This window comes from Pseudomonas sp. PDM09, from assembly GCF_014852305.1.
In the GTDB taxonomy this organism is placed as follows: Bacteria; Pseudomonadota; Gammaproteobacteria; order Pseudomonadales; family Pseudomonadaceae; genus Aquipseudomonas.
Window position 1 is genome coordinate 297,872 of the sequence record NZ_JACVBI010000002.1, and the last position, 20,480, is coordinate 318,351.

19 protein-coding genes and 1 pseudogene are annotated in these 20,480 nt (G+C 50.7%); all 20 read left to right on the forward strand.

The genetic code is table 11. The features are described 5' to 3' along the window. Positions 1-398 precede the first annotated feature (398 nt). The 20 genes and pseudogenes from IB250_RS06050 (at position 399) to IB250_RS06145 (ending at position 20,154) form a co-directional block, all read left to right on the forward strand. Positions 399-839 carry a low molecular weight protein-tyrosine-phosphatase gene (locus tag IB250_RS06050; protein WP_225603321.1) on the forward strand — a complete coding sequence of 147 codons (441 nt, stop codon included), beginning with the start codon at positions 399-401 and terminating at the stop codon, positions 837-839. A 45-nt stretch (positions 840-884) separates the two neighbouring features. Beyond that, positions 885-3,113 (forward strand): polysaccharide biosynthesis tyrosine autokinase, encoded by a 2,229-nt coding sequence (locus IB250_RS06055; RefSeq protein ID WP_192343388.1) that lies wholly within the window; start codon positions 885-887, stop codon positions 3,111-3,113. A 209-nt stretch (positions 3,114-3,322) separates the two neighbouring features. After that, positions 3,323-4,594: a DUF6369 family protein gene (locus tag IB250_RS06060; RefSeq protein WP_192343389.1), complete on the forward strand. Its 1,272-nt coding sequence runs from the start codon at positions 3,323-3,325 to the stop codon at positions 4,592-4,594. Next, entirely contained in the window at positions 4,591-6,051 is a 1,461-nt protein-coding gene (locus tag IB250_RS06065) for an oligosaccharide flippase family protein (RefSeq protein ID WP_192343390.1), read from the forward strand. The genes IB250_RS06060 and IB250_RS06065 overlap by 4 nt, the downstream gene beginning before the upstream one ends. Further along, entirely contained in the window at positions 6,048-7,199 is a 1,152-nt protein-coding gene (locus IB250_RS06070; RefSeq protein WP_192343391.1) for a polysaccharide pyruvyl transferase family protein, read from the forward strand. Before IB250_RS06065 ends, IB250_RS06070 begins: the two co-directional genes overlap by 4 nt. 19 nt (positions 7,200-7,218) lie before the next feature. Further along, on the forward strand, positions 7,219-8,082 hold the full coding sequence (locus tag IB250_RS06075) for a polysaccharide lyase (protein ID WP_192343392.1): 864 nt from the start codon (positions 7,219-7,221) through the stop codon (positions 8,080-8,082). Then, positions 8,083-8,625 carry an acyltransferase gene (locus tag IB250_RS06080; protein WP_192343393.1) on the forward strand — a complete coding sequence of 181 codons (543 nt, stop codon included), beginning with the start codon at positions 8,083-8,085 and terminating at the stop codon, positions 8,623-8,625. A gap of 42 nt (positions 8,626-8,667) precedes the next feature. Then, entirely contained in the window at positions 8,668-9,642 is a 975-nt protein-coding gene (locus tag IB250_RS06085) for a glycosyltransferase (RefSeq protein WP_318652631.1), read from the forward strand. A 35-nt stretch (positions 9,643-9,677) separates the two neighbouring features. Then, positions 9,678-10,133, forward strand: coding sequence for a polysaccharide biosynthesis protein (locus tag IB250_RS06090; RefSeq protein WP_225603322.1), 456 nt, complete (start codon positions 9,678-9,680; stop codon positions 10,131-10,133). Next, entirely contained in the window at positions 10,134-10,610 is a 477-nt protein-coding gene (locus IB250_RS06095) for a glycosyltransferase (protein ID WP_192343394.1), read from the forward strand. A gap of 54 nt (positions 10,611-10,664) precedes the next feature. After that, positions 10,665-12,092 (forward strand): mannose-1-phosphate guanylyltransferase/mannose-6-phosphate isomerase, encoded by a 1,428-nt coding sequence (locus tag IB250_RS06100; protein ID WP_192343395.1) that lies wholly within the window; start codon positions 10,665-10,667, stop codon positions 12,090-12,092. Between the two features lie 12 nt (positions 12,093-12,104). Beyond that, positions 12,105-13,448 carry a UDP-glucose dehydrogenase family protein gene (locus IB250_RS06105; RefSeq protein WP_192343396.1) on the forward strand — a complete coding sequence of 448 codons (1,344 nt, stop codon included), beginning with the start codon at positions 12,105-12,107 and terminating at the stop codon, positions 13,446-13,448. Between the two features lie 195 nt (positions 13,449-13,643). Next, positions 13,644-13,730, forward strand: a pseudogene (locus IB250_RS28615) (sugar phosphate nucleotidyltransferase); the annotation flags it as partial. Positions 13,731-13,837: 107 nt separating this feature from the next. Further along, positions 13,838-14,377: a dTDP-4-dehydrorhamnose 3,5-epimerase gene (gene rfbC / locus IB250_RS06115; protein WP_192343398.1), complete on the forward strand. Its 540-nt coding sequence runs from the start codon at positions 13,838-13,840 to the stop codon at positions 14,375-14,377. Positions 14,378-14,800: 423 nt separating this feature from the next. Further along, complete coding sequence (locus IB250_RS06120; RefSeq protein WP_192343399.1) at positions 14,801-15,073, forward strand: hypothetical protein; 273 nt, start codon at positions 14,801-14,803, stop codon at positions 15,071-15,073. Positions 15,074-15,160: 87 nt separating this feature from the next. After that, positions 15,161-16,273, forward strand: coding sequence for a polysaccharide biosynthesis/export family protein (locus IB250_RS06125; protein WP_192343400.1), 1,113 nt, complete (start codon positions 15,161-15,163; stop codon positions 16,271-16,273). Positions 16,274-16,287: 14 nt separating this feature from the next. Beyond that, positions 16,288-16,947, forward strand: a complete 660-nt coding sequence (locus IB250_RS06130) for a YjbF family lipoprotein (protein WP_318652632.1) — start codon at positions 16,288-16,290, stop codon at positions 16,945-16,947. Then, entirely contained in the window at positions 16,944-17,711 is a 768-nt protein-coding gene (locus IB250_RS06135) for a capsule biosynthesis GfcC family protein (RefSeq protein WP_192343402.1), read from the forward strand. Before IB250_RS06130 ends, IB250_RS06135 begins: the two co-directional genes overlap by 4 nt. After that, a complete protein-coding gene (locus IB250_RS06140) occupies positions 17,708-19,798 on the forward strand; it encodes a YjbH domain-containing protein (RefSeq protein ID WP_192343403.1) in 2,091 nt (696 codons plus the stop codon). Before IB250_RS06135 ends, IB250_RS06140 begins: the two co-directional genes overlap by 4 nt. Then, complete coding sequence (locus IB250_RS06145) at positions 19,795-20,154, forward strand: VanZ family protein (RefSeq protein ID WP_192343404.1); 360 nt, start codon at positions 19,795-19,797, stop codon at positions 20,152-20,154. The genes IB250_RS06140 and IB250_RS06145 overlap by 4 nt, the downstream gene beginning before the upstream one ends. Positions 20,155-20,480 lie beyond the last annotated feature (326 nt).

The window sequence follows — 20,480 nt, forward strand, 5'->3', positions numbered from 1 at the left end:
CTGTAAATAAAGTTATTGCCCAAGGCATCTCTTACCCAACTTCTAACCGAATGTCTGACGCCCTGGCAATTCACTAACGGAGCGACTATATATTAGCCACTCGCTATTTCGGTGTAATTTAGATTGAACGGTCGCGGGAAAACGGCAATTGTTAGAAATTGTCTGGATAAATTGTCGAACTGTTATTTTCAGTGTTCAAAGAGTGAAATGTTATTTTTTGTCTGAAGAAAAAGTTGGGGGCTGTTCAAACGTCATGGTAATAAATACGCACTGATGGTTTGAAAGTTTCAGCTGCAGTTACTGGGGTTATACATACCCGGATTCATTCGTAGTTTAAAGCTCTTATGTTCGGCAAGTGCTATGTCACCGCCAATGTTGACAAGACGGGGAATGTTATCTTGCTTAAAAGGGTTTTGATTGTCTGCGTCGGCAATATTTGCCGCAGTCCCACCGCGGAGCATCTGCTGCGCGGGGCACTCGTTCATTCCGATATCGAGGTCAGTTCGGCTGGTCTCGCTGCCTTGGTGGGCAAACCCATCGAGCCGACGGCACACGCCGTACTCAAAGAGCATGGTCATCTGCCCGATGGGCATGAGGCCGCTCAACTCACGCCTCAAGCCGTCAGCGAGGCGGACTTGATTCTGGTGATGGAGCGGCGGCATGTCAGCGGGGTACTCAACATTGCCCCTGAAGCGCGAGGCAAAGTGTTGCTATTGGGCAAATGGCAAGACGATCGCGAAATCAGCGACCCCTACCGTCAAGGCAAACCTGCATTTGTGCACGCTTATGCGTTGATCGAAGAAGCCGTACTCGCATGGGCACAGCGCCTGGCGCGCTGATGGCCACTCCTTTTTGAATCGTAATACAGGCAAAGAATCCGACTTATGCAGCAAGCACCGGTAGTTAACGTGCGGGACGACGACAATGACGAGATTGATCTTCTCGGCTTGTTTGGAACACTCATCGACCATAAATGGCTGATTGCCGCGGTGACCGGTGCCTTCATGGTGGCTGGGGCCGCGTACGCGGTGCTTGCGACCCCGGTATACCAGGCGAATGCGCTGTTGCAGGTTGAAGCGAAAAAGAACGATTTGTTGGGTTTCTCCGATGTCGGGAGCATGTTGGGGAAAGAGTCGCCTTCTGCGACCGAGATTGAACTGATCAAGTCTCGTGCGGTGATTGGTAAAACGGTCGATAACCTGAAACTTGATATCGTCATACAACCGATGTACTTCCCGGTGGTCGGTGAGTTCCTGGCTCGTCGATTCCAGAGTAAAAATCCCGGTGAAATAGCCGACCCCTTGTTGGGGTTGAACAGTTTCGCCTGGGGAGGGGAGTCGCTGAAAATATTCAAACTGGATCTTCCCGACTCGCAACTGGGCAAGAAGTTGACCCTGACCGCGGGTGAAAATGGTCATTACACCTTGGTGGACGAAGACGACAACCTATTGGCAGCCACCCAGACTGGGCAACTTTTCGAACAAAATGGCGTTGCGTTCCAGATTGAAGAAATGCACGCCAATCCTGGAACCCGCTTCAGAATCATCCGCAATTCTCGCCTGACCAGCATCCTCGACTACCAAGAGGATTTGGATGTATCCGAGCGCGGTAAAGAGTCGGGCATGATCGGGCTGGCGCTGGAAAGCACCGATCCGAATCAGGCCATTAAAACCCTCAATGAAATTGCCGCTATTTATGTACGGCAAAACGTAGAGCGTACTTCAGCTGAGGCAGCACAGAGCCTCGCGTTTCTCAAAGAGCAACTTCCGGTGGTCAAGAAGGACCTGGAAAAAGCCGGGAATGCCTTGAATGAATACCAGACGCGCAGCAAGTCCGTGGACATCACGCTCGAAACCAAAGCCATTCTCGATCAGATTGTCGGGCTGGATACCAGCATCTCAGAGTTGAAATTGCAGCAAGCCGAGATGGACCGTAAATTCACCCGTCAACATCCCGCCTATCGCGCCTTGTTGACCCAGATTGGTGAATTGACCAGCAAACAGAAAAGTTTGGCGTCCAAGGTGGAGGGGCTTCCCTCCACCCAGCAAGAACTGCTGAGTCTTACCCGGGATGTGGAGGTCGGTACCGCCATTTATACCCAACTGCTGAACAAGTCTCAGGAGCTGGATGTGATGCGCGCGGGCACCGTCGGTAACGTGCGTCTGATCGACACCGCGGATGTCAATTTTTTCAAACCGGTCAAACCGAAAAAAATCTTGATTGTATTGATCGCCACGATTCTTGGCGGCTTCCTGGCGGTGGTCCTGGTACTGGTACGCAAGGCACTTAACCGGGGGCTGGAAAGTCCGGAAGCCATCGAGCAACTTGGGTTGCCGGTCTACGCATCGATTCCTTACAGCATTCTGCAGAAAAGTGAAGAAGACAAAGTCTCTCGCGGACGGGGGCGTTCTGGCGCAGGTTCTACATTGCTGGCCGTCACTCATCCTACCGATCTGGCAGTCGAGGCGTTGCGCAGTTTGCGTACCAGTCTGCACTTCGCCATGCATGAGGCCGGCAATAACCGCCTGATGATTTCCGGGCCTAGCCCTCAGGTGGGTAAAACCTTCGTGTCGGTTAACCTCGCGGTGGTGATAGCACAAACAGGGTTGCGGGTATTGTTGATCGACGTCGACATGCGCAAAGGCTATCTGCACAAAGTGTTAGATGTTTCTTCAGACAATGGGCTCTCCGATATCCTGGCCCGGCGCTGCGATGTAGCCACCGCTATCCATAAGACCGAAATCGACAACTTCGATTTTGTCAGTCGAGGCCAAATCCCGCCCAATCCTTCCGAGTTACTGATGCACGCCAATTTCAGCGCGCTATTGGAGCAGGCGAGCGAGCTATACGATCTGGTGATTCTCGATACGCCGCCGATATTGGCAGTGACAGACGCGGCGATCGTCGGGCGCTTGTCCGGGACCAACCTGATTGTGACGCGCTACGGACTGAACCCGGCGAAAGAAATCGAGTTGACGGTCCGTCGGTTCTCCCAGAATGGCGTTTCCATTAAAGGTGCGATTTTTAACGGCGTGGAAAAAAAGGCCTCCAATAAATACGGCTACAGTGATTATGGTTATTACCACTATGCCTACGCCTCCGACAAAAATTGATGAGTGTTGAACGGGTCGCGTCATAAGTTCAAATTTTTGACGGCGTTGCTGTTGTTCTTGAGTGCTTGTCGTTATTGCTACGCGGGATCATGCCAATAGGCATGATCAAACCGATATTTCATGGAAACACCACGTCCTGAGGAAGATGACGAAAAATCCTGGGGCGGTAGCGTGTCAAATGACAACATCAGCATAAAGAATACCAAACCATGTTCTACCTGTTATCGCTTATCGCCCTGTCAGCGGGTTTGCTTGCAGTAAAAACCCCAAAATACTCAATTGTATTTTTGGGCATCATGCTATCTGTCATTCCCACCGGAAACTCCTACAGCGAAATAATATCGTTAAAAGGCCTCTATTTTTTTGATTTCTATATAGCAGGTGCACTGAGTGCATTGCTGACAAGACAGGTCGTGACACAAAAACTTCAATTAACAGTACCCGCCGGCCTTCTTTTTGGCTGTGGGCTCTATGTGGTACTACTCGCGTGCGGCCTGATAGGGTCCCCGAATAAGTACTTATTGAAAGATATCCGGCCTTTTATAATGATCCTGTCATTTATAGTGCTCACGAACATCGCCACGCTTGCAGCGAAAACCTTGACGCTACAAACGGTACTGAAAATATTGATTGCGATGACCGCTTTCAATGTGCTGGATATCGCTTGGTTACGATTGGGGCTGTACAGTTTTCAAGACGTCTACTATGAAGAAAACGCCTACAGGTACCTTGATGGTGGCACGTACGCAGCCGTTGCATATTTAATATACTACTTCATAGATCCTGGGCTATTTGAGAACAAAAAGAAGCTGGCGAGAATCTGTTTGATGACTTCATTCATCTGTTTGTTCATCGCCAATTCAAGATTCATTTTCGTTTCTGTTTTTGCCGCTATCATCATTCACCAATATACAAAGCCTGCTCGAATGATAGGCGTAATACTATTAGGTTCAGTCGTGCTACTGGCCTTCATTGGGGTCAGTAACATGATCGGTGCTGATCGAATCAATGACGCTTTATCATCTGAAGGCCTGGCGGTTCAGCTAACCACTCGCTTCAGCCCTGCGCTGGACTTGATACGCAACATGAATCCCATGCACTACTTCGTTGGTCTAGGGGCCGGAACTCCCTTTGAAATACCCTGGTTTGAATACCGTGGCCTCGATGACAAAAACTCGAATATCGACAGTGGCTACTTAACGTACTTTGTTAAATACGGGGTCATCGGCTTGTACTTGCTATTCGTATTCACTACGTCCATTACCCATCATTTAAAATCCCGGGTGGCGGTATCAATAGCCACCTTTCTGGCGCTGATGTTCATCGTATCGGCCACGCCTTATCAGCCGTACGCCATCGGAATCGCTTATAGCGCCATCATTTTACGCGTCGTCGCGGAGCACGCCGGCAGGCAACGTAAAAAAATACTGACATTTCATCAACCGCTGATAGCCCCATCCTTTCAGGTTAAAGCCAGATGAACAACGCACTGTTGAAAAAGTTCGTGTCCAGTACTGCATGGAGTTTCATTTCAGCCGTGGCCACGAAAGTCTCGGTTGTCATTACCGGCATCCTGGTCGCTAGAGTACTGGGTGCACAATCATTTGGAGAATATGGCCTGATACAAAGCGCCATTGTCATGCTCGCCAATGTCGCAGCCCAAGCCACAACGACAGCGACGGCTAAACATATTGGTCAATTTAAAGAAATTTCCCCCGAAAAAACGGGCAGAGGTATCGCTCTAACGCTGATATTTGCCTTATCTTTCAGTACCATGATCATTGGTATTGCTCTATTTTTTCCGCTTTTCTTCTCTAACATAATTCTTGGCTCCGACAATCTTAAATATGTATCACTGATTGTATTGAGTACCATCACCTTCATCATTCTATCTGGATGGACCCAAGGATGCTTAACCGGTTGGGGACAATATCGGTCTATTGCAACGATCAATGGAATTATCGCCATCGTCGCGATCCCGGGGACTTACTTCCTGACGACAAAATTCAGACTCAGTGGCGCCTTGCTGGGATTGGCGTGCTCTCAACTGTTAATTGTGTTTTTTAGCGCACTCGCGTGCTGGAAAACACTAAAGAAAAAGAACACAACGCTCAGTTTCAAAGGTGTAATGACTGAAAAGCATACCGTTCTTTCGGTCGGGCTCCCGGTCTTGCTGACAGGGTTGATGGTCGCCCCGATGAATTGGTTAGCGAATAAACTGCTAGCCGAAACAAGTAACGGACTCGCCGCGTTAGGAATGTACGCAGCCGCCATGCAATGGAATGCAATATTCTCACATGTTTCCGTGGTGTTAGGGTCCGTGCTCGTCCCAATGTTAGCCGCAACGTTGGGAGGTAAAAGCCGAAAGTTAGACGCCTTGAACTTTTTATCCGGCTGGTTAGTTGTGTTGATTGTTATACAGCCAGTTATCATGTTTCCCGAACTACTGGCAAAACTCTATGGGGATAGCTTCCTTGGTCGGGACTTTGAAATAACGTTGATTCTGGTTATTCTTGGTTCGCTGCTAAGTGCATTTAAATCCGGCATCTCAAGAAAAATGATCGTGATGGATTTGGCGTGGTACAGCGTCATGAGTAATATTCTATGGGGCGTATTATTCATATCAGGAGCTCTGCTTCTGAGGGAGGAGGGCGCTGTCGGCATTGCTAAAGCATTCATTGGCTCGCAATTAATACACTTCCTGCTTGGTCTGCCCTATTTCATATACAAAAAAATATTGCCCTTGGAATTGCTCATTTCTCCCAGAATTCTGGTTTTGTGGGCATTGCCTTTCGTTACTTTCCTGTCAAGCACGTACATTGAAAGTGTTCTGTATCGATCGGCGATAGTGGTCATGATATTCATGTACATTCTGGCAACAACGTTTACCTTGAATACTATGTTTAATGAATCCGCAGAGATTGGAAGCCCAGCATGAACTCCAGTAAGGTTTATATTCGGGGGGCTTACGGCCCTGGTAATTTAGGTGATGACATCCTGATGTTGTGCGTCATCAATATTCTGAAAAAGAGATTCCAGGAATCGGATATTGCAGTGGGGGTCGACCATCCCGCTATCGCCAAAAATTTTAACCCGCGCATAAAATGGTTGCATATCAAGGAGCCGGTTAAAGCTGATCTGGTAGTTTTGGGGGGCGGTGGTCAGTTTTTCTCGTTCATTCCACCCTCCAAGAAGGCCTCCAGCGTTTCGCTTAAAGTATCAAAGCTTTTTAAGAGTATAAAAGCTCAAACGGATCTGAAATCCACACTGTTACGTTTGTACGTGGGGATGCGCGGTGGCATAGACAAAATTTACTTCCATCGTCGTCTTGCGGCGTTTTGTATTGGCTTAGGTCCATTTGATGGGGGCGGGAAGTTGCTGACACGCGCCGTCAGTGTCATTAATCGGTGTGACTATATTTCCGTCAGAGATGGTACAAGCCAGCAGCATTGCAATACGTTTGGAAAATCTGATGTAGATGTGTATACCGATCCGACGCTACTTTCCGATCTGTGGATCTCCAGCAAAGATCTGAACATAAACAGCGCAAATAAAAACAAATACCTATCTTTTATTCTGCGCGATTGGCCGCATGACGTGAAGGGACAAAAATTCATCGAGGCAATGGTTCAGGCCGCTCATGAACTGTCCAAACGTGGTGAACAGGTTCGTCTGATATCACTTTATAAAGAACGTGACCAGCATCTTATCGATAAGCACCACACGTTTGAATGGTTGTGCTGGGATGCCGCAGTCGACACACCAGAGACGTTCATGGCGAAATTGATAGTTGAATCCGATGTCATTATCAGCGCCAGGGCGCACGGCGTGCTTCTGCCTGCCTCTTTAGGTTATCCAACCATCGCTGTTGAAATCGAAAACAAACTGAAAAAAGTGCATGAAATGCTTCCGCGTGGCACCAAACTGGTTAGCGCTCCTGACCATAACCTGATCATGGCGACCATTAGCGAATTCAGACAATCCAAAGAGCAAATGGCAGAGCACCTCAAGCAAGAGATTTCACAGAGATCATCCATCGCACAAAATGCTGTCGATGATTTTTTGAAATGGGTCGATAACAAATAAGATTCGAGGGGCTACTGACGTGAAAAAAAAAGGCTCGACGCTACTCACTTTAGCTTTTTCTCTGCATGTGGCTGCGAGCGGTGCGTCAGACGTAAAGGACAACTGCGAACAAAACATTGAAAACATCTATCCGTCACTTCCAGATGTTTCACAGACGTTTATCAGTCGTCAGGGCAAAGCCCAAGTACAGGACAGTATAAAAGGCAGTGCTAATTTAACCAACAAAGCCTACAGCAACGAAATTAAAGACATCACGGTACATTATCCCGCCGGGTCGTACGATCCAGGCTCGATGGTCCGGTTGGGTTTACCCTACGGGGGAATTGAATTCAAATCCAGGCTCAAGCAACCGGGTAGAGAATGCCTGATTCTTACTTATGAATTGAAATTCGATAAAAACTTTGATTTTGTAAAAGGCGGAAAACTTCCGGGTCTCTACGGCGGCACAGGTAATACAGGAGGGAAAATACCTAACGGCCATGATGGTTTTTCCACTCGCTACATATGGAAAGAAAATGGCGTTGGCGCAATCTATGCCTATTTACCCACCAGCAAAACATGGGGGACAGCAATAGGCTTGGGCTCCTGGACCTTTAGTGTCGGGCGGTGGCACGTATTAGAGCAACTCGTAAAATTAAATACTCCGGGTCAAGCCGATGGTGTGATTTCTATTTGGTACGATAGAAAACTGGTGCACTCTGAAACAGGACTGATATTTAGAGACACTAAAAACTTAACGATCGATGGTTTGCTGTTCTCTACTTTCTTCGGTGGAAACAATGCATCCTTCGCCACACCTGCCAGTACCAATATTCGGTTCAGGAATTTCGTGATGAGTTCACGTCGCATCGCTAATACATCAGGGCAGGGCGCAGGTAACTAGATGAAAAACTTGAAGCTTAATACCAAGAAGGTAGTGGTTGCCTTATTTAATACGGCGCTTAGCCTGGCTTTCTTTTTTAGCTTGAGACGTTCACTGCTAAGGGCAACGGGATGCCGCATTGGCACCAAAACTACTGTCCATAGAAGGGTTGTTTTTTTTTCATTTGGTAAATTCTCAATAGGAAAGAACTGCACGGTAAATTACAACTGCTACATGGATAATAGGGCTGGAATCAGCATCGGCGACAACGTCAATATCTCCCACAATACAAAAATTTATACACTGGGGCACGATATCGATGACCCCATGAGTAATACAGTCGGGAAGCCAGTTGTCATTGGAGATAACGCGTGGATCTTTCCCAATGTGATGATAATGCCAGGAGTCACAATAGGAAAAGGTGCGGTTATTTATCCCGGCAGCGTTGTTACGCGCAATGTTGAAGAGTATTCGATCGCGGGAGGAAACCCGGCTAAACATATTCGGTTCAGAAATCAAAGCATTCTGTACAGCGCCGACTTCCCTATTTGGTTTGCATTGTAATGCACTCAATTTTCCCGACTATCCCTTATGCAGGATTCTGAAGTGAAATCATTAATGATCGCATGGGTTGGCTATCAACGACGCGCCGACACAATGAAACAATATTGGGCATATGACATTCTGCACCTCCCGAATAGATTCAAAAAAAAATATACCCGGCCATTGGACTATTTGATTAAGTCTTTTCAGACGATCAAAGCGCTTTTCGTCGGTGCGCCTGAGGTTGTTTGGGTCCAGCTACCACCGAGCCCTGTGTTGCACATAGCACTGGCCTACAAATTCTTGGTGAACAGGCGTCTCAAGATTATCGCTGACGCACACAACAGCTTGCTGCGCAAACAATGGATAACTTTCCCGGGGACGGTGTCTTTACTCAACAAAATCGATGCTGTTGTAGTCCACAACTTCAAAGTCAAAGAAGAGTTATCTCACGCAGGCGTTAACTCAGAAAACATTTTCATCCTGGAAGATTTGCCGTGTGATTTTAAAGCCTCGCCCGCCAGTGATCATCAGACACCCTATGTGCTTTTCCCTTGTTCTTTTGACATCGACGAACCCATAGAGGTCGTTATTAATGCAGCCAGGGAGATGCCTCATATAGACTTTCTTATCACAGGGAAGCATGAGGGCAAGTTGTCGGAGGCGCTCATAGAGTCAATGCCAGCCAATATCAAGCTTACGGGTTTTCTGAGTAAATTGATTTTTGAACAACTGCTGTGCAATGCGAATGTCGTTCTCGGTCTGACAACGCGCGACAATGTTCAATTGAGTGTGGCCAACGAAGCGGTCAGTGCGGGCAGGCCGATGGCACTCTCGAACACCACGGTACTGCGATCATTGTTTTCGGACGCGGCCGTATTTGTTGAGACATTAGACCCCCTGTCAATAAAATTTGGGGTGTCTCAACTCATCGAAAATGAAGAACTCTATAAAGAAAAATCAGCCCAGTTAAAAGCCAAGCGAATAACACGCTGGAAGGGCCAGGCGGAGTTATTAAGAACAGCCGTTATCATCTAATGATGTCTATTAATCCTGACAGGAAGGGAACCGTCATGAGTCAATCGTATGATGTTTTACTGATTTGTTCCGGAGGTGGGCATTGGGTACAGATGAGCAAACTGCTTCCTGCTTTTGACGGGCAAAAGGTTAATATTGCCACCGTTGATATCAGTGTTCACTCGCAGTATCCACTTCACGATTTTGTTAAAGTTCCGGACTTTAATAGAAGTGAACCCTTGAAAATTATTAAGGGCTTCTATCAGATCTTCAATATCGTTTACCACAGCAAAGCAAAATACGTCATCTCTACGGGGGCTGCACCGGGTCTACTGGGTTTGATCGCAGCAAAGATCATGGGAAAAAGAACGCTCTGGATTGATAGTATCGCGAACCCAAAAAAAATCTCTCTGTCCGGCAGAATCGCTTCTTACTTTGTAGATGAATTGCTCACGCAGTGGCCCGCTCTTTCGGAGAACAGCAGGGCTCAATATAAAGGGAGGATTGTATAAATGATATTCTGCAGCGTTGGCACTCAAGCACCGTTTGAGAGAATGCTCAACTATTTAAGTGAATGGAGTCATGCAAACCCACATATCCCTATTGTTGCCCAAGTTGGCGATAACGAAAAGGACTTGGGCCGCATTACCGCGTTCAAGACAATAGCCGAACCTCTGTTTTCCAAAAACTTCAACACGTCAGCAGTCGTCGTCTCTCATGCGGGCATGGGTAATATCATTCGCTCGCTAGAACTGGGAAAACCAATAGTTATCGTGCCTCGGGATAGCAGCCGTGGTGAACACATTAATAACCATCAGTACGACACTGTCGAGAATTTTTCGAGCTTTCCGTCTGTTTTCATTGCCTATGATAAAGATGATTTTTTTTCGGCTATCGATTCAGCGCTTAATTACAGTAATGCAGAGAGTTCGTTGGACTTCACGGAAAGAGATCGTTTAATCGATTATATAAAGTCATTCACGTCTTAATTCTTCGCTGTTTGTCGACACTCTTTCATCACCCTTAATCATTGAGTAATCGCTATGATCCCAGTTATTTTGTCTGGCGGCTCAGGCACGCGCTTGTGGCCGCTTTCAAGAGCTCTCAAACCAAAACAATTTATATCGATACACGGTGATTTGAGCTTGTTTCAAGCCACTTTAGATCGAATAAAAAATCTCTCTACAGAGGGGGAGAGCCTAAGTCCTCCGATAATAGTTTGTAATGAAGATCATCGTTTCATCGTGGCTGAGCAAAGCAGATCGCTGGATATAAAGCCACAAAAAATCCTATTGGAGCCTTTTGCACGAAATACCGCTCCCGCTATAGCGGCCGCGACATTGGCAGCCCTGGAGGACGGGGATGATCCTGTCCTTTTGGTTTTAGCCGCAGACCATGTCATAACTGATATTAACGCTTTTCAAGCCTCCATTGCGTTGGCCAAGGTGGAAGTCAACAAGGGTCGAATTGTCACCTTCGGCGTTGTGCCCACTAAGCCAGAGACCGGTTACGGCTATATCCGTACGCAAATTGACACTGCCGAAGGTGCTGCGCACGTTGAAGCTTTTGTAGAAAAGCCCGACCTGGAAACAGCACAAAGCTACCTTGCCCAAGGAAACTATTTCTGGAATAGCGGAATGTTTATGTTCCGCGCCTCCGTCATGAAATCTGAATTGGAGCGCTTGAGTCCTGACATCGTTGTCGCCGCCGAACTTTCTCTCTCCAATGCGGCGCATGATCAGGACTTCACAAGGCTCAATCAGGTTGACTTCGTGAACGCGCCCAATGTGTCAATTGATTATGCGGTCATGGAGAAAACCAACATTGCGTCAGTCGTTATCCTCAACTCCAGTTGGAGCGATCTTGGTGCATGGGATTCGGTTTGGGAAGCAGGTCCGAAAGATGAAAATGAAAACTGCATACAAGGGGATGTATTGCTGCACGGCGTTACCAATAGTTATGTCCACTCCAGCCATCGTCTAGTCACTGTTCTAGGTCTAAGTGATGTCGTTGTCGTTGAGACGTCTGACGCAATATTGGTGACGACCAAGGAGCACTCTCAAGACGTCAAGAAAATAGTGTCTGAACTCACTAAGAACAATCGAGTCGAGGGCGCTAGCCATCGTGAAGTCTATAGACCCTGGGGGAAATATGACTCAGTAGACCAAGGTCATAGATACCAAGTGAAGCGAATCACCGTCAAACCAGGGCATAAACTTTCTGTTCAGCTTCACCATCATCGGGCAGAACACTGGATCGTGGTATCAGGCACCGCAAATGTTCAAATCGGTGACAAACAGGTGTTACTGAGCGAGAACCAATCCACCTACATACCCATTGGGGTTGTGCACTCCCTTGAGAATCCAGGGCGTATCCCCCTTGAGTTGATAGAAGTTCAATCAGGTTCCTACCTCGGCGAAGATGACATCGTTCGTTTTGAAGATCGTTATGGCCGCCTCGAGCTCGTTTAAAGGAGTATTAAAATGAATGTTACTGTTTTTGGAATAGGCTATGTGGGCCTGGTGCAGGCGGCTGTACTTGCTGACGCAGGGCATGACGTATGTTGCGTTGACGTCGACGCTATTAAAGTCGAAAACCTGAAGAGCGGAATTATTCCTATCTATGAGCCTGGATTAAGTGCCCTCGTAGAGAAATGCCATGAAGCAGGGCGTTTACATTTTACCACCGATGCAGCGCGCGGCGTGCATCATGGTGATATCCAGTTTATTGCAGTGGGCACGCCTCCAGACGACGATGGCAGCGCTGATATAAAATATGTGTTATCCGTTGCTGCGACCATCGCGCTCCACATGACGGAGACTAAAATTATTGTTAACAAGTCTACTGTACCTGTCGGTACCGCAGACAAAGTAAGAATGAAAGTTTCCGAGGTATTGAAGTCTCGGGACCTTGAGGTGGAATTTCACGTCATCTCGAACCCAGAGTTCCTGAAGGAAGGTTCTGCGGTAGCAGACTGTACTCGTCCCGATAGAATTATCATAGGCAGTGATAGTAGTTACGCCGTGGACCGGATGAGGGAGCTCTATGAGCCTTTCAACAGAAACCATGAAAAAATAATCACAATGGATATCAGAAGTGCCGAACTGACGAAGTATGCGGCTAACTGTCTATTGGCAACAAAAATTTCATTCATGAATGAAATGGCTAATTTCGCCGAGCGATTGGGTGCAGACATTGAGGCCGTTCGTAAAGGCATTGGCTCTGATCCAAGAATTGGCTACGACTTTATCTACCCTGGTTGCGGCTATGGCGGCTCCTGCTTCCCAAAAGATGTACAAGCCCTGGAGCGCACAGCGTCGTCGATCGGCTATAAAGCAACGCTTTTGTCGGCTGTCGAGGAAGTCAACAGACGGCAAAAGGAACATCTATTCGAGCATATTCAGCATCACTTCGATGGGCAGTTGGAGGGAAAAACATTTGCGATTTGGGGCTTGGCTTTCAAACCCAATACCGATGATATGCGAGAAGCATCGAGCCGCGTCTTGATTGAACAGTTGCGTAGCGTTGGTGCCAGAATGCAAGCCTTCGACCCCGAAGCTATGGCCGAAACACAACGAATTTATGGAATGAAAGAAGACCTGCTCTTAATGGGTACCAAAGAAGCCGCGCTTCAAGGCGCTGATGCTTTAATCATTGTGACCGAATGGCGCGAATTCAAAGCCCCTGACCTGGACTTGATAAAGGAAAAGCTGAGTACTCCTGTCATATTTGACGGCCGTAACATATTCGATCCTCACCGCATGAAAGCCAATGGATTCGATTATTATGGTATAGGGCGTGGCCTATCTGTAAGGCCGGTCATTTAATACTATCTAGGTCACCTCCAAGAAAAAGCCATAGTCCCTCTTTCATACTTGTCCGCGTCTTGGACGCGGACAAGTCCGTAGTCAAAAATTTGGGATAATGCTGGCTATAACTCTTCAGCGCGTTGGAAGGTTTGTACTCAACGATGAGCGCTGAGAAACGGCATTCTGCTAATTTCGTAGAAAGGTCGGCCCCATATGAAAGGCATCATTTTGGCGGGAGGCTTCGGCGCCCACTTGTACCCCATTCCTCGTGGCGTATCCAAACAACTGCTTCCGGTCTACGGCCAGCTTTGGTTATCGGCCGCGGAACAGGATAAACAAGCCATCGCGTTACTCAAAACCGGTTACGGCCAATACTTGGCACGGGTGCTGACTATGGAGCCTGCGAGATGAATGTCATCAACACTCGGTTGCCCGGCGTACTGATTGTCGAGCCTAAAATCTTCGGTGATGGCCGCGGGTTCTTCCTTGAGAGCTATCACCAGCAGCGTTATTGCGATGCCGGCATCGAATTGCCTTTCGTACGGGACATTCACTCACGTTCGCAATATGGCGTGCTGCGGGGTTTGCACTTCCAGCGAACCAAGCCCCAAGGCAAGTTGGTGCGTGTCACCCAAGGTGCGGTGTACGACGTAGTAGTGGACATCAATCCCCAATCGCCCACCTGTGGTGAGCATGTGGGCGTCAAATTGACCGCTGACAACCATCTTCAACTATGGGTGCCGCCGGGTTATGCCCACGGTTTCTGTGTGCTCAGTGATACCGCTGATTTTCAATACAAATGCACCGATCTGTATTACCCCGAGGACGAGGGTGGTCTGCTCTGGAATGACCCGGAGCTGGACATTGCCTGGCCGTTGGAGTCGCCTTTACTCTCGGAAAAAGACTTGCGCAACCCGCGCTTGCGCGCGGTGTTGAGTGGGGAATGACGGATTATAATGGTCTATAGTTAACATTAACTATTTATGACCAATGTATGAGCCTTGGATATTCAATCACATAGAACTTTGCGGGATAAGAATTCGGGAAAATCCTGACTAATAATAACAATCGGCGTCAGGCATGAGGTGTTCAATGTCGTGAGTTTGTGCCGAAAATATCTTATTGGGTAGTGAACGTCTTGAAAAATCTCCTTTTCGTCAAAGCGTCCTGCCCTGCGCAAGCGCTTTTGAGGATGAGGTGAGGAGGCTCGGCATATGGCATGCAATGCCTATAAATGACATCCTCCAAAGGAGGCAATGTGCATGAACTGTCTCGTTCAATATACGGGTGTCAGTTCTATTCACCTGCTGTTCATTCCCGGTCCCTAGTATCAAATCTAATGCATAGTTAATGTCGAGAAGGAGTCTGATATGAAGAAACTACTTACGGCCGGCTTGCTGGCTGTCATGAGTACCGCGGCGTTGGCAGCGGATGAACCAGTGAGCAAGACGGTGAGCGAAAGCGAGCCACTGTCGTTGAGCACCCCGCTGGTCGGGGATGTGACGGTCGCCGAAACTGTTGTGATCGGCGCGGCTATCGCTGGCGCTGCCGTGGCCGCTTCAAACTCCGGTGGCAGTTCCAATGGCGGTACCTCCGGAACAGGCGGCACCACCGGCACCGGTGGTACTACCGGTACCAACTAATACCCCGCGAAGTGTGTTGTTCAAGATCACTCAGAACTTTCTGGGTGATCTTGTTTTAGATTTGCCCTCGACTAGCGTAGTGCCATTATGATCCGTAGATTATCTGTTGTTATGCTGGCAAGTATCAGCTTGCACGGCTGTATGTTTTCGCCTGGTCAACACATGGACACCAGTCAAATGGTCAGTGACGGCTCTTCGGAAAGTAGCCGGGTGGAACTTATTCCCATCACTCCTAAATTGATTGCCATGGATGTCGCCACGAAAGTTCGCGAATCGGTCCCCTCGGCGTTGTTGTCTTATGCTCCGGGTGGCTATCGCGTGGGCGCCAATGACCTGTTGTTTATCACGGTCTGGGATCATCCCGAGTTGACGGCGCCTTCAGGGCCGCAACAGCAACTCGATGCCAACGGTCGCCTGGTGCGTCCGGACGGTACGCTGTTTTATCCCTATATCGGCAATATTCCGGCCGCCGGTAAAACCATCGAAGAGTTGCGAGCCTTTATCGCCGAGCGCTTGTCGCAATTTGTCGAAAGCCCGCAGGTCGATGTCAGCGTACTGCGCTTCGCCAGCCAGACCGTGGTGGTTTCCGGTGCGGTGATCAAAGCCGGCCAGCAACCGATCACCACCACCCCGTTGAGCGTAGTGGAGGCTATTGGCGCGGCCGGGGTGGACCCGACGAATGCAGACCTGTCAGGCCTGACGCTGACTCGCGACGGACGCGAGTACAAGCTGGATCTGGACACGCTCAATCGCCGGGACTCACAGCTGCAGGGCGTCTACCTCAAGGGTGGCGACCGGTTGTACTTGCCTTATAACGACCAAAAGCGAATCTATGTCATGGGTGAGGTCAACCAGCCTCGCGCGCTGAGCTTCAAGAGCAAATCGATCAACCTGACCGATGCTCTGGGCACGGTGGGTGGCTTGAACCAGACCACCTCCAATGGCAATGCGGTGTACGTGATTCGCGGTGCGGACAACCTGGAAACCGAACCGGCCAAGGTATTCCAGCTTGATGCAGAATCGCCTTCCGCTTTGGTGCTGGCCACCCGTTTCGACTTGCAACCGCAAGACATCGTCTATGTCGGCCCGGCCGGCGTGACGCGCTGGAACCGTCTGATCACTCAGCTTCTGCCTACCGCCAGTGTCCTGGGGACCGGTGCCAGCTCAGTTAACGACCTCAGCGAAGCCAACAGCAGATAAGGCTCTATCCCGCCGTGAAAATTTTGCCTACCTGTGCCTGTCTGTCGATGGCGCTCTTGCTATGCGGGTGTAACCCGTTGATGAAGGCCTCCTGGTACACCCTGGAATCCTCCATCACAGGACCTGCCTCCATCAACCTGACCCGCGCTCAGGTCGACGCTGTGCCTTATCCGCAAATCCTGGTCACCACCATCTCCAGCGAGGGGGTGATGGCCAGGGCCCGTCGGCGGGGCGATCTGGAATTCTGGGTCGCTTCCGGCAAGCAAGTGCTGATGATGCGCGACGGTCTGGTGGTGCGCACCGTCGGGCTGGGTGTTTCCCTGGATGGCACTCGCTTCGATGATGAGTCGCCGTTCAAGCGCGGCCTTCAGCATTTGCCTGATGGCTATACCAGCACGCGCTGGATCGACATCTATGACGGCAACCGTATCGGCATTGCGGTCGACAGCCGTTTCAGCACCCATGGCATCGAGACCATCAGCATTCTGGACAAGGATTACGCCTTGCTGCGCATTGACGAGCAGGTGGATGCACCCACCCTGAATTTCCGCGCTACCAACCGCTACTGGGTCGACCCCCAGGACGGTTTCATCCTGCGCAGCGAGCAACATCTGACGCCGCAGCTGTTCCTGAACATCGTGCAGTTACGCCCTGATCGGGGGGCTGCCCGGTGAAGTGTCCGAACCTTTTATTGTTGGGTTTGTTCTTGATCGGTCCGGGCATGAGCCAGGCAGCCGTGACAGTCAGCGGTGATGTGCTCAGCCCCGGTTCCATCGACGTCAAGCCCGGTGCGCGTTTGATGGACGTCATTCAAGGCGCCCAACCCAACCCCGAAAGTTACTGGCTGGGTGCAGCGTGGCTGCACCGCTCATTAGAAGTTCAGCAAGCGCGCTTGAAGGCCGGCGTCTTGTTCGATCTGAAATTGGTGCAACGGGGTGCCTTGCTGGATGGCAAGGGCACGCGAGCAGATTTGAGTGCGCGCCTGTATGAGCAGATCGGGCGGCTGCCGGTCACTGGGCGCCAGGTTGCAGTGCTCGACCCGATCGCGGTGGAAGTGGGGTTCGCCCGTAACGCTTTGCTGGATGATGGTGACCGACTTATTTATCCCGCGCGGCCGTCCACTGTTGAAGTCCTTGGGGCAGTCGCGCAGCCCTGTCATGTGCCTTATCGCGCCTTGCAGGAAGTCCATGCCTTTGCCCGGCAATGCACCATCCTGGACGATGCCGAGCGTGATTATCTGTGGCTGATCCAGCCTGACGGCAAGATTCGACGCGTGGGTGTGGCGGCATGGAATCGTGAGGAGGGCATCGTGGCGGCCCCGGGCAGCAGGATCCTGGTGCCGATCCGCAACGATGATCTAGAGCTGCCGACGCCTGATCTCAATCAACAAATGGCTGAGTTTCTCGCCACTCAACCCCTGGCTGAGGTGGCCCCTTGAAGTTGCGTTTTGCTGTTGTATTGCTCCTGCCCTGTGGATTGGCTCATGGTGAACCACGCTACACCCAGAATGATTTTGGTGGCGTCGGACTGTTGCAAACGCCTACCGCGCGCATGGCTCCCGCAGGGGAGTTGAGCGCCACGGCCAGTCGTACCGATCCTTACACCCGCTATAGTTTTTCCCTGCAGCCGTTCGATTGGCTAGAAGGCTCGTTTCGTTACACCGCGATCACCAACCGCAGGTACGGCACCGAAGAATTGAGCGGCGACCAGAGCTTCAAAGACAAGGCCATTGACGTCAAGGCGCGGCTTTGGGAAGAAAGTCGCTGGGCACCGCAGGTTGCTGTCGGCGCCCGGGACATTGGCGGTACCGGGCTGTTTTCCAGCGAATATTTCGTCGCCAACAAGCGTTATGGCGACCTGGATTTCAGCCTCGGCATTGCCTGGGGCTATTTGGGTAATCGAGGGGATTTCAGCAACCCGCTGGCGGTATTCGGCAGCAAGTTCAACGACCGTCCGGAGAGCTCTGCGGTTGTCGCCAGGGCAGGGGACGTGAACACCAATGCTTACTTCAGGGGCCACCCTTCGTTGTTTGGCGGGATCGCCTATCAAACGCCGTGGGCGCCGCTGAGCCTGAAGCTCGAGTACGAGGGCAACGATTACAAGAATGAACCGCTGGACAACTCGATCAAGCAAGACCTGCCGATCAACATCGGCGTGGTCTACAAGCTGGCCGACAGCGTCGATCTGAGTGCTGGCTGGGAGCGTGGCAATACGGCAATGTTCGGCATCACCCTGCACACCAACTTTGTCAGCCGCAAGGCACCGGCCAAGACGTACGACCCTCCCGCCGAGCCGTTGCCGGCGCAGGAGCCGTCGACTCCGGCTGACCAGGTCAACTGGGCCGATGTCTCCGACCGGCTACAGGAAAATGCCGGCTACAAGGTGAAACGCATCACCCAGCGTGGCTCCGAGCTGATGGTCTATGGCGAGCAGTCTCGCTATTTTTATCCGTCCAAAGCCGTCGGGCGAGCCAGCCGGATTCTCGATAACAGCGTCAATCAGGACATCGATTGGTTCACCTTGGTGAATCAGCGTTATGACATGTCCATCGAGGAAACCAGCGTGCCGCGCGAAACGTTCCGCGCGGTTGTGAACAATGACCAGCCGCTGAAGGATTTGCACCGTACGACCGAGGTCAACCCGGCGATGGCGCACCGGGAAACCACGCTCTACACCCAGGCGCTGGAACCATTCACCTATGGCCTCGGCCTGGGCTACAAACAGAACATCGGCGGCCCTGATGGATTGCTTTATCAGTTCACTGCCGATGCCGACGCGGAGTACCGTTTCACCCGCAATACCTGGTGGAGCGGCTTGCTCAGTGTCAACCTGCTGAACAACTACGACAAGTTCACCTACGATGCGCCGAGCGGGCTGCCGCGAGTGCGCACCGATTTGCGTCAATACATGACCACCTCCGATGTGATGATGCCGACGTTCCAGTTCAACCATGCAAAACAGCTGGATCAGGACTTGTATGGCATGGTCTACGGCGGCTATCTGGAATCCATGTACGCTGGCGTTGGCAGCGAAGTGCTGTATCGACCCACGGGGAAACGCTGGTCGGTGGGCGCTGACCTGAACTTCGTGCGCCAGCGCGATTATGATCAGGGCTTTGGCCTGCGTGACTACAAGACCGTGACGGGTCATGTCACCAGCTATACTGAACTGCCCAATGACATGCTTGCAGCGGTCAGTGTCGGGCGTTATCTGGCGCGGGACTGGGGCACCACCGTCGACTTGTCGCGGGTGTTCAAGAACGGTGTGAAGTTTGGCGCTTGGGTCACCCTGACTAGCGCCTCGAAGGAGGAATATGGCGAGGGCAGCTTCGACAAAGGGATCTATGTTTCCATCCCGTTCGACGAACTGATGAGTACCTCCACCATGCGTCGGGCCAACATCGTCTGGGCGCCACTGACCCGCGATGGCGGTGCACGCCTGAATCGTGCCTACTCGCTGCAGACCATGACCGACGGACGTGATAGCGACCTGTTCTACAACAACTTCGAGAAAATTACCGAATGATCACGTGGCTCAAGGGCTTGGTCGAATTACCATTCTGGCTCCGGGGCCTGGTCTTTGCCGCGGTGACCGTGATTCTGCTATTCGCAGGTTTGCGCTCTCAGCCGATCCCGGAGCTGTTTGTCGAAGAGGACAAGCTCCATCACTGGATTGGCTTTCTGGTATTTGCGTGCAGTTGCCGCCTGGCCTTTCCCTATGTGAAATTTCGCTGGATCGCCGTGGGGTGTTTGCTCACCGGCGTACTCATCGAGGCCGTGCAAGGTTTGATGCCACTGCGCACGGCTTCGCCCTACGACATGCTGGCAAATACTGTCGGCGTGTTGATGGGGTTATTGATTTCAAGGTATTGGGTGCGCTGAAAAGACGCGACGTACCAAGCAGTCTCCCGGCATGTTGCACTCTAGATCCTCTCTCTATTCCCCTCCAGCAATACCTCTCTTGCCGATGGCGCGAGTACGGTCGACCTGCTCGACCTGCTCGACGTTTTCGGCAATGAGTATCCCATCCGGCTAATGCCAGTCAGTCAATCCATCATGCGATCTGTAGCAGGGCGAAGCATGCGTTAGGCAATGTAGTAGTCGTGAGTCCGGCTGATGTGGTCTGCCTGATGCAACGCACGTTCTGTGCTTTAAGACGGCTACGCAGCCGAACGCAGCCTTCGCCAGCGGCTACAAAAAGAGTGCGC

Bases quoted from the DNA above. Each gene is read 5' to 3' on its own strand.
- IB250_RS06055 (WP_192343388.1), top strand. From the start codon at position 885: ATGCAGCAAGCACCGGTAGTTAACGTGCGGGACGACGACAATGACGAG.
- IB250_RS06060 (WP_192343389.1), top strand. From the start codon at position 3,323: ATGTTCTACCTGTTATCGCTTATCGCCCTGTCAGCGGGTTTGCTTGCA.
- IB250_RS06065 (WP_192343390.1), top strand. From the start codon at position 4,591: ATGAACAACGCACTGTTGAAAAAGTTCGTGTCCAGTACTGCATGGAGT.
- IB250_RS06070 (WP_192343391.1), top strand. From the start codon at position 6,048: ATGAACTCCAGTAAGGTTTATATTCGGGGGGCTTACGGCCCTGGTAAT.
- IB250_RS06080 (WP_192343393.1), top strand. From the start codon at position 8,083: ATGAAAAACTTGAAGCTTAATACCAAGAAGGTAGTGGTTGCCTTATTT.
- IB250_RS06090 (WP_225603322.1), top strand. From the start codon at position 9,678: ATGAGTCAATCGTATGATGTTTTACTGATTTGTTCCGGAGGTGGGCAT.
- IB250_RS06095 (WP_192343394.1), top strand. From the start codon at position 10,134: ATGATATTCTGCAGCGTTGGCACTCAAGCACCGTTTGAGAGAATGCTC.
- IB250_RS06100 (WP_192343395.1), top strand. From the start codon at position 10,665: ATGATCCCAGTTATTTTGTCTGGCGGCTCAGGCACGCGCTTGTGGCCG.
- IB250_RS06105 (WP_192343396.1), top strand. From the start codon at position 12,105: ATGAATGTTACTGTTTTTGGAATAGGCTATGTGGGCCTGGTGCAGGCG.
- rfbC (WP_192343398.1), top strand. From the start codon at position 13,838: ATGAATGTCATCAACACTCGGTTGCCCGGCGTACTGATTGTCGAGCCT.
- IB250_RS06120 (WP_192343399.1), top strand. From the start codon at position 14,801: ATGAAGAAACTACTTACGGCCGGCTTGCTGGCTGTCATGAGTACCGCG.
- IB250_RS06125 (WP_192343400.1), top strand. From the start codon at position 15,161: ATGATCCGTAGATTATCTGTTGTTATGCTGGCAAGTATCAGCTTGCAC.
- IB250_RS06145 (WP_192343404.1), top strand. From the start codon at position 19,795: ATGATCACGTGGCTCAAGGGCTTGGTCGAATTACCATTCTGGCTCCGG.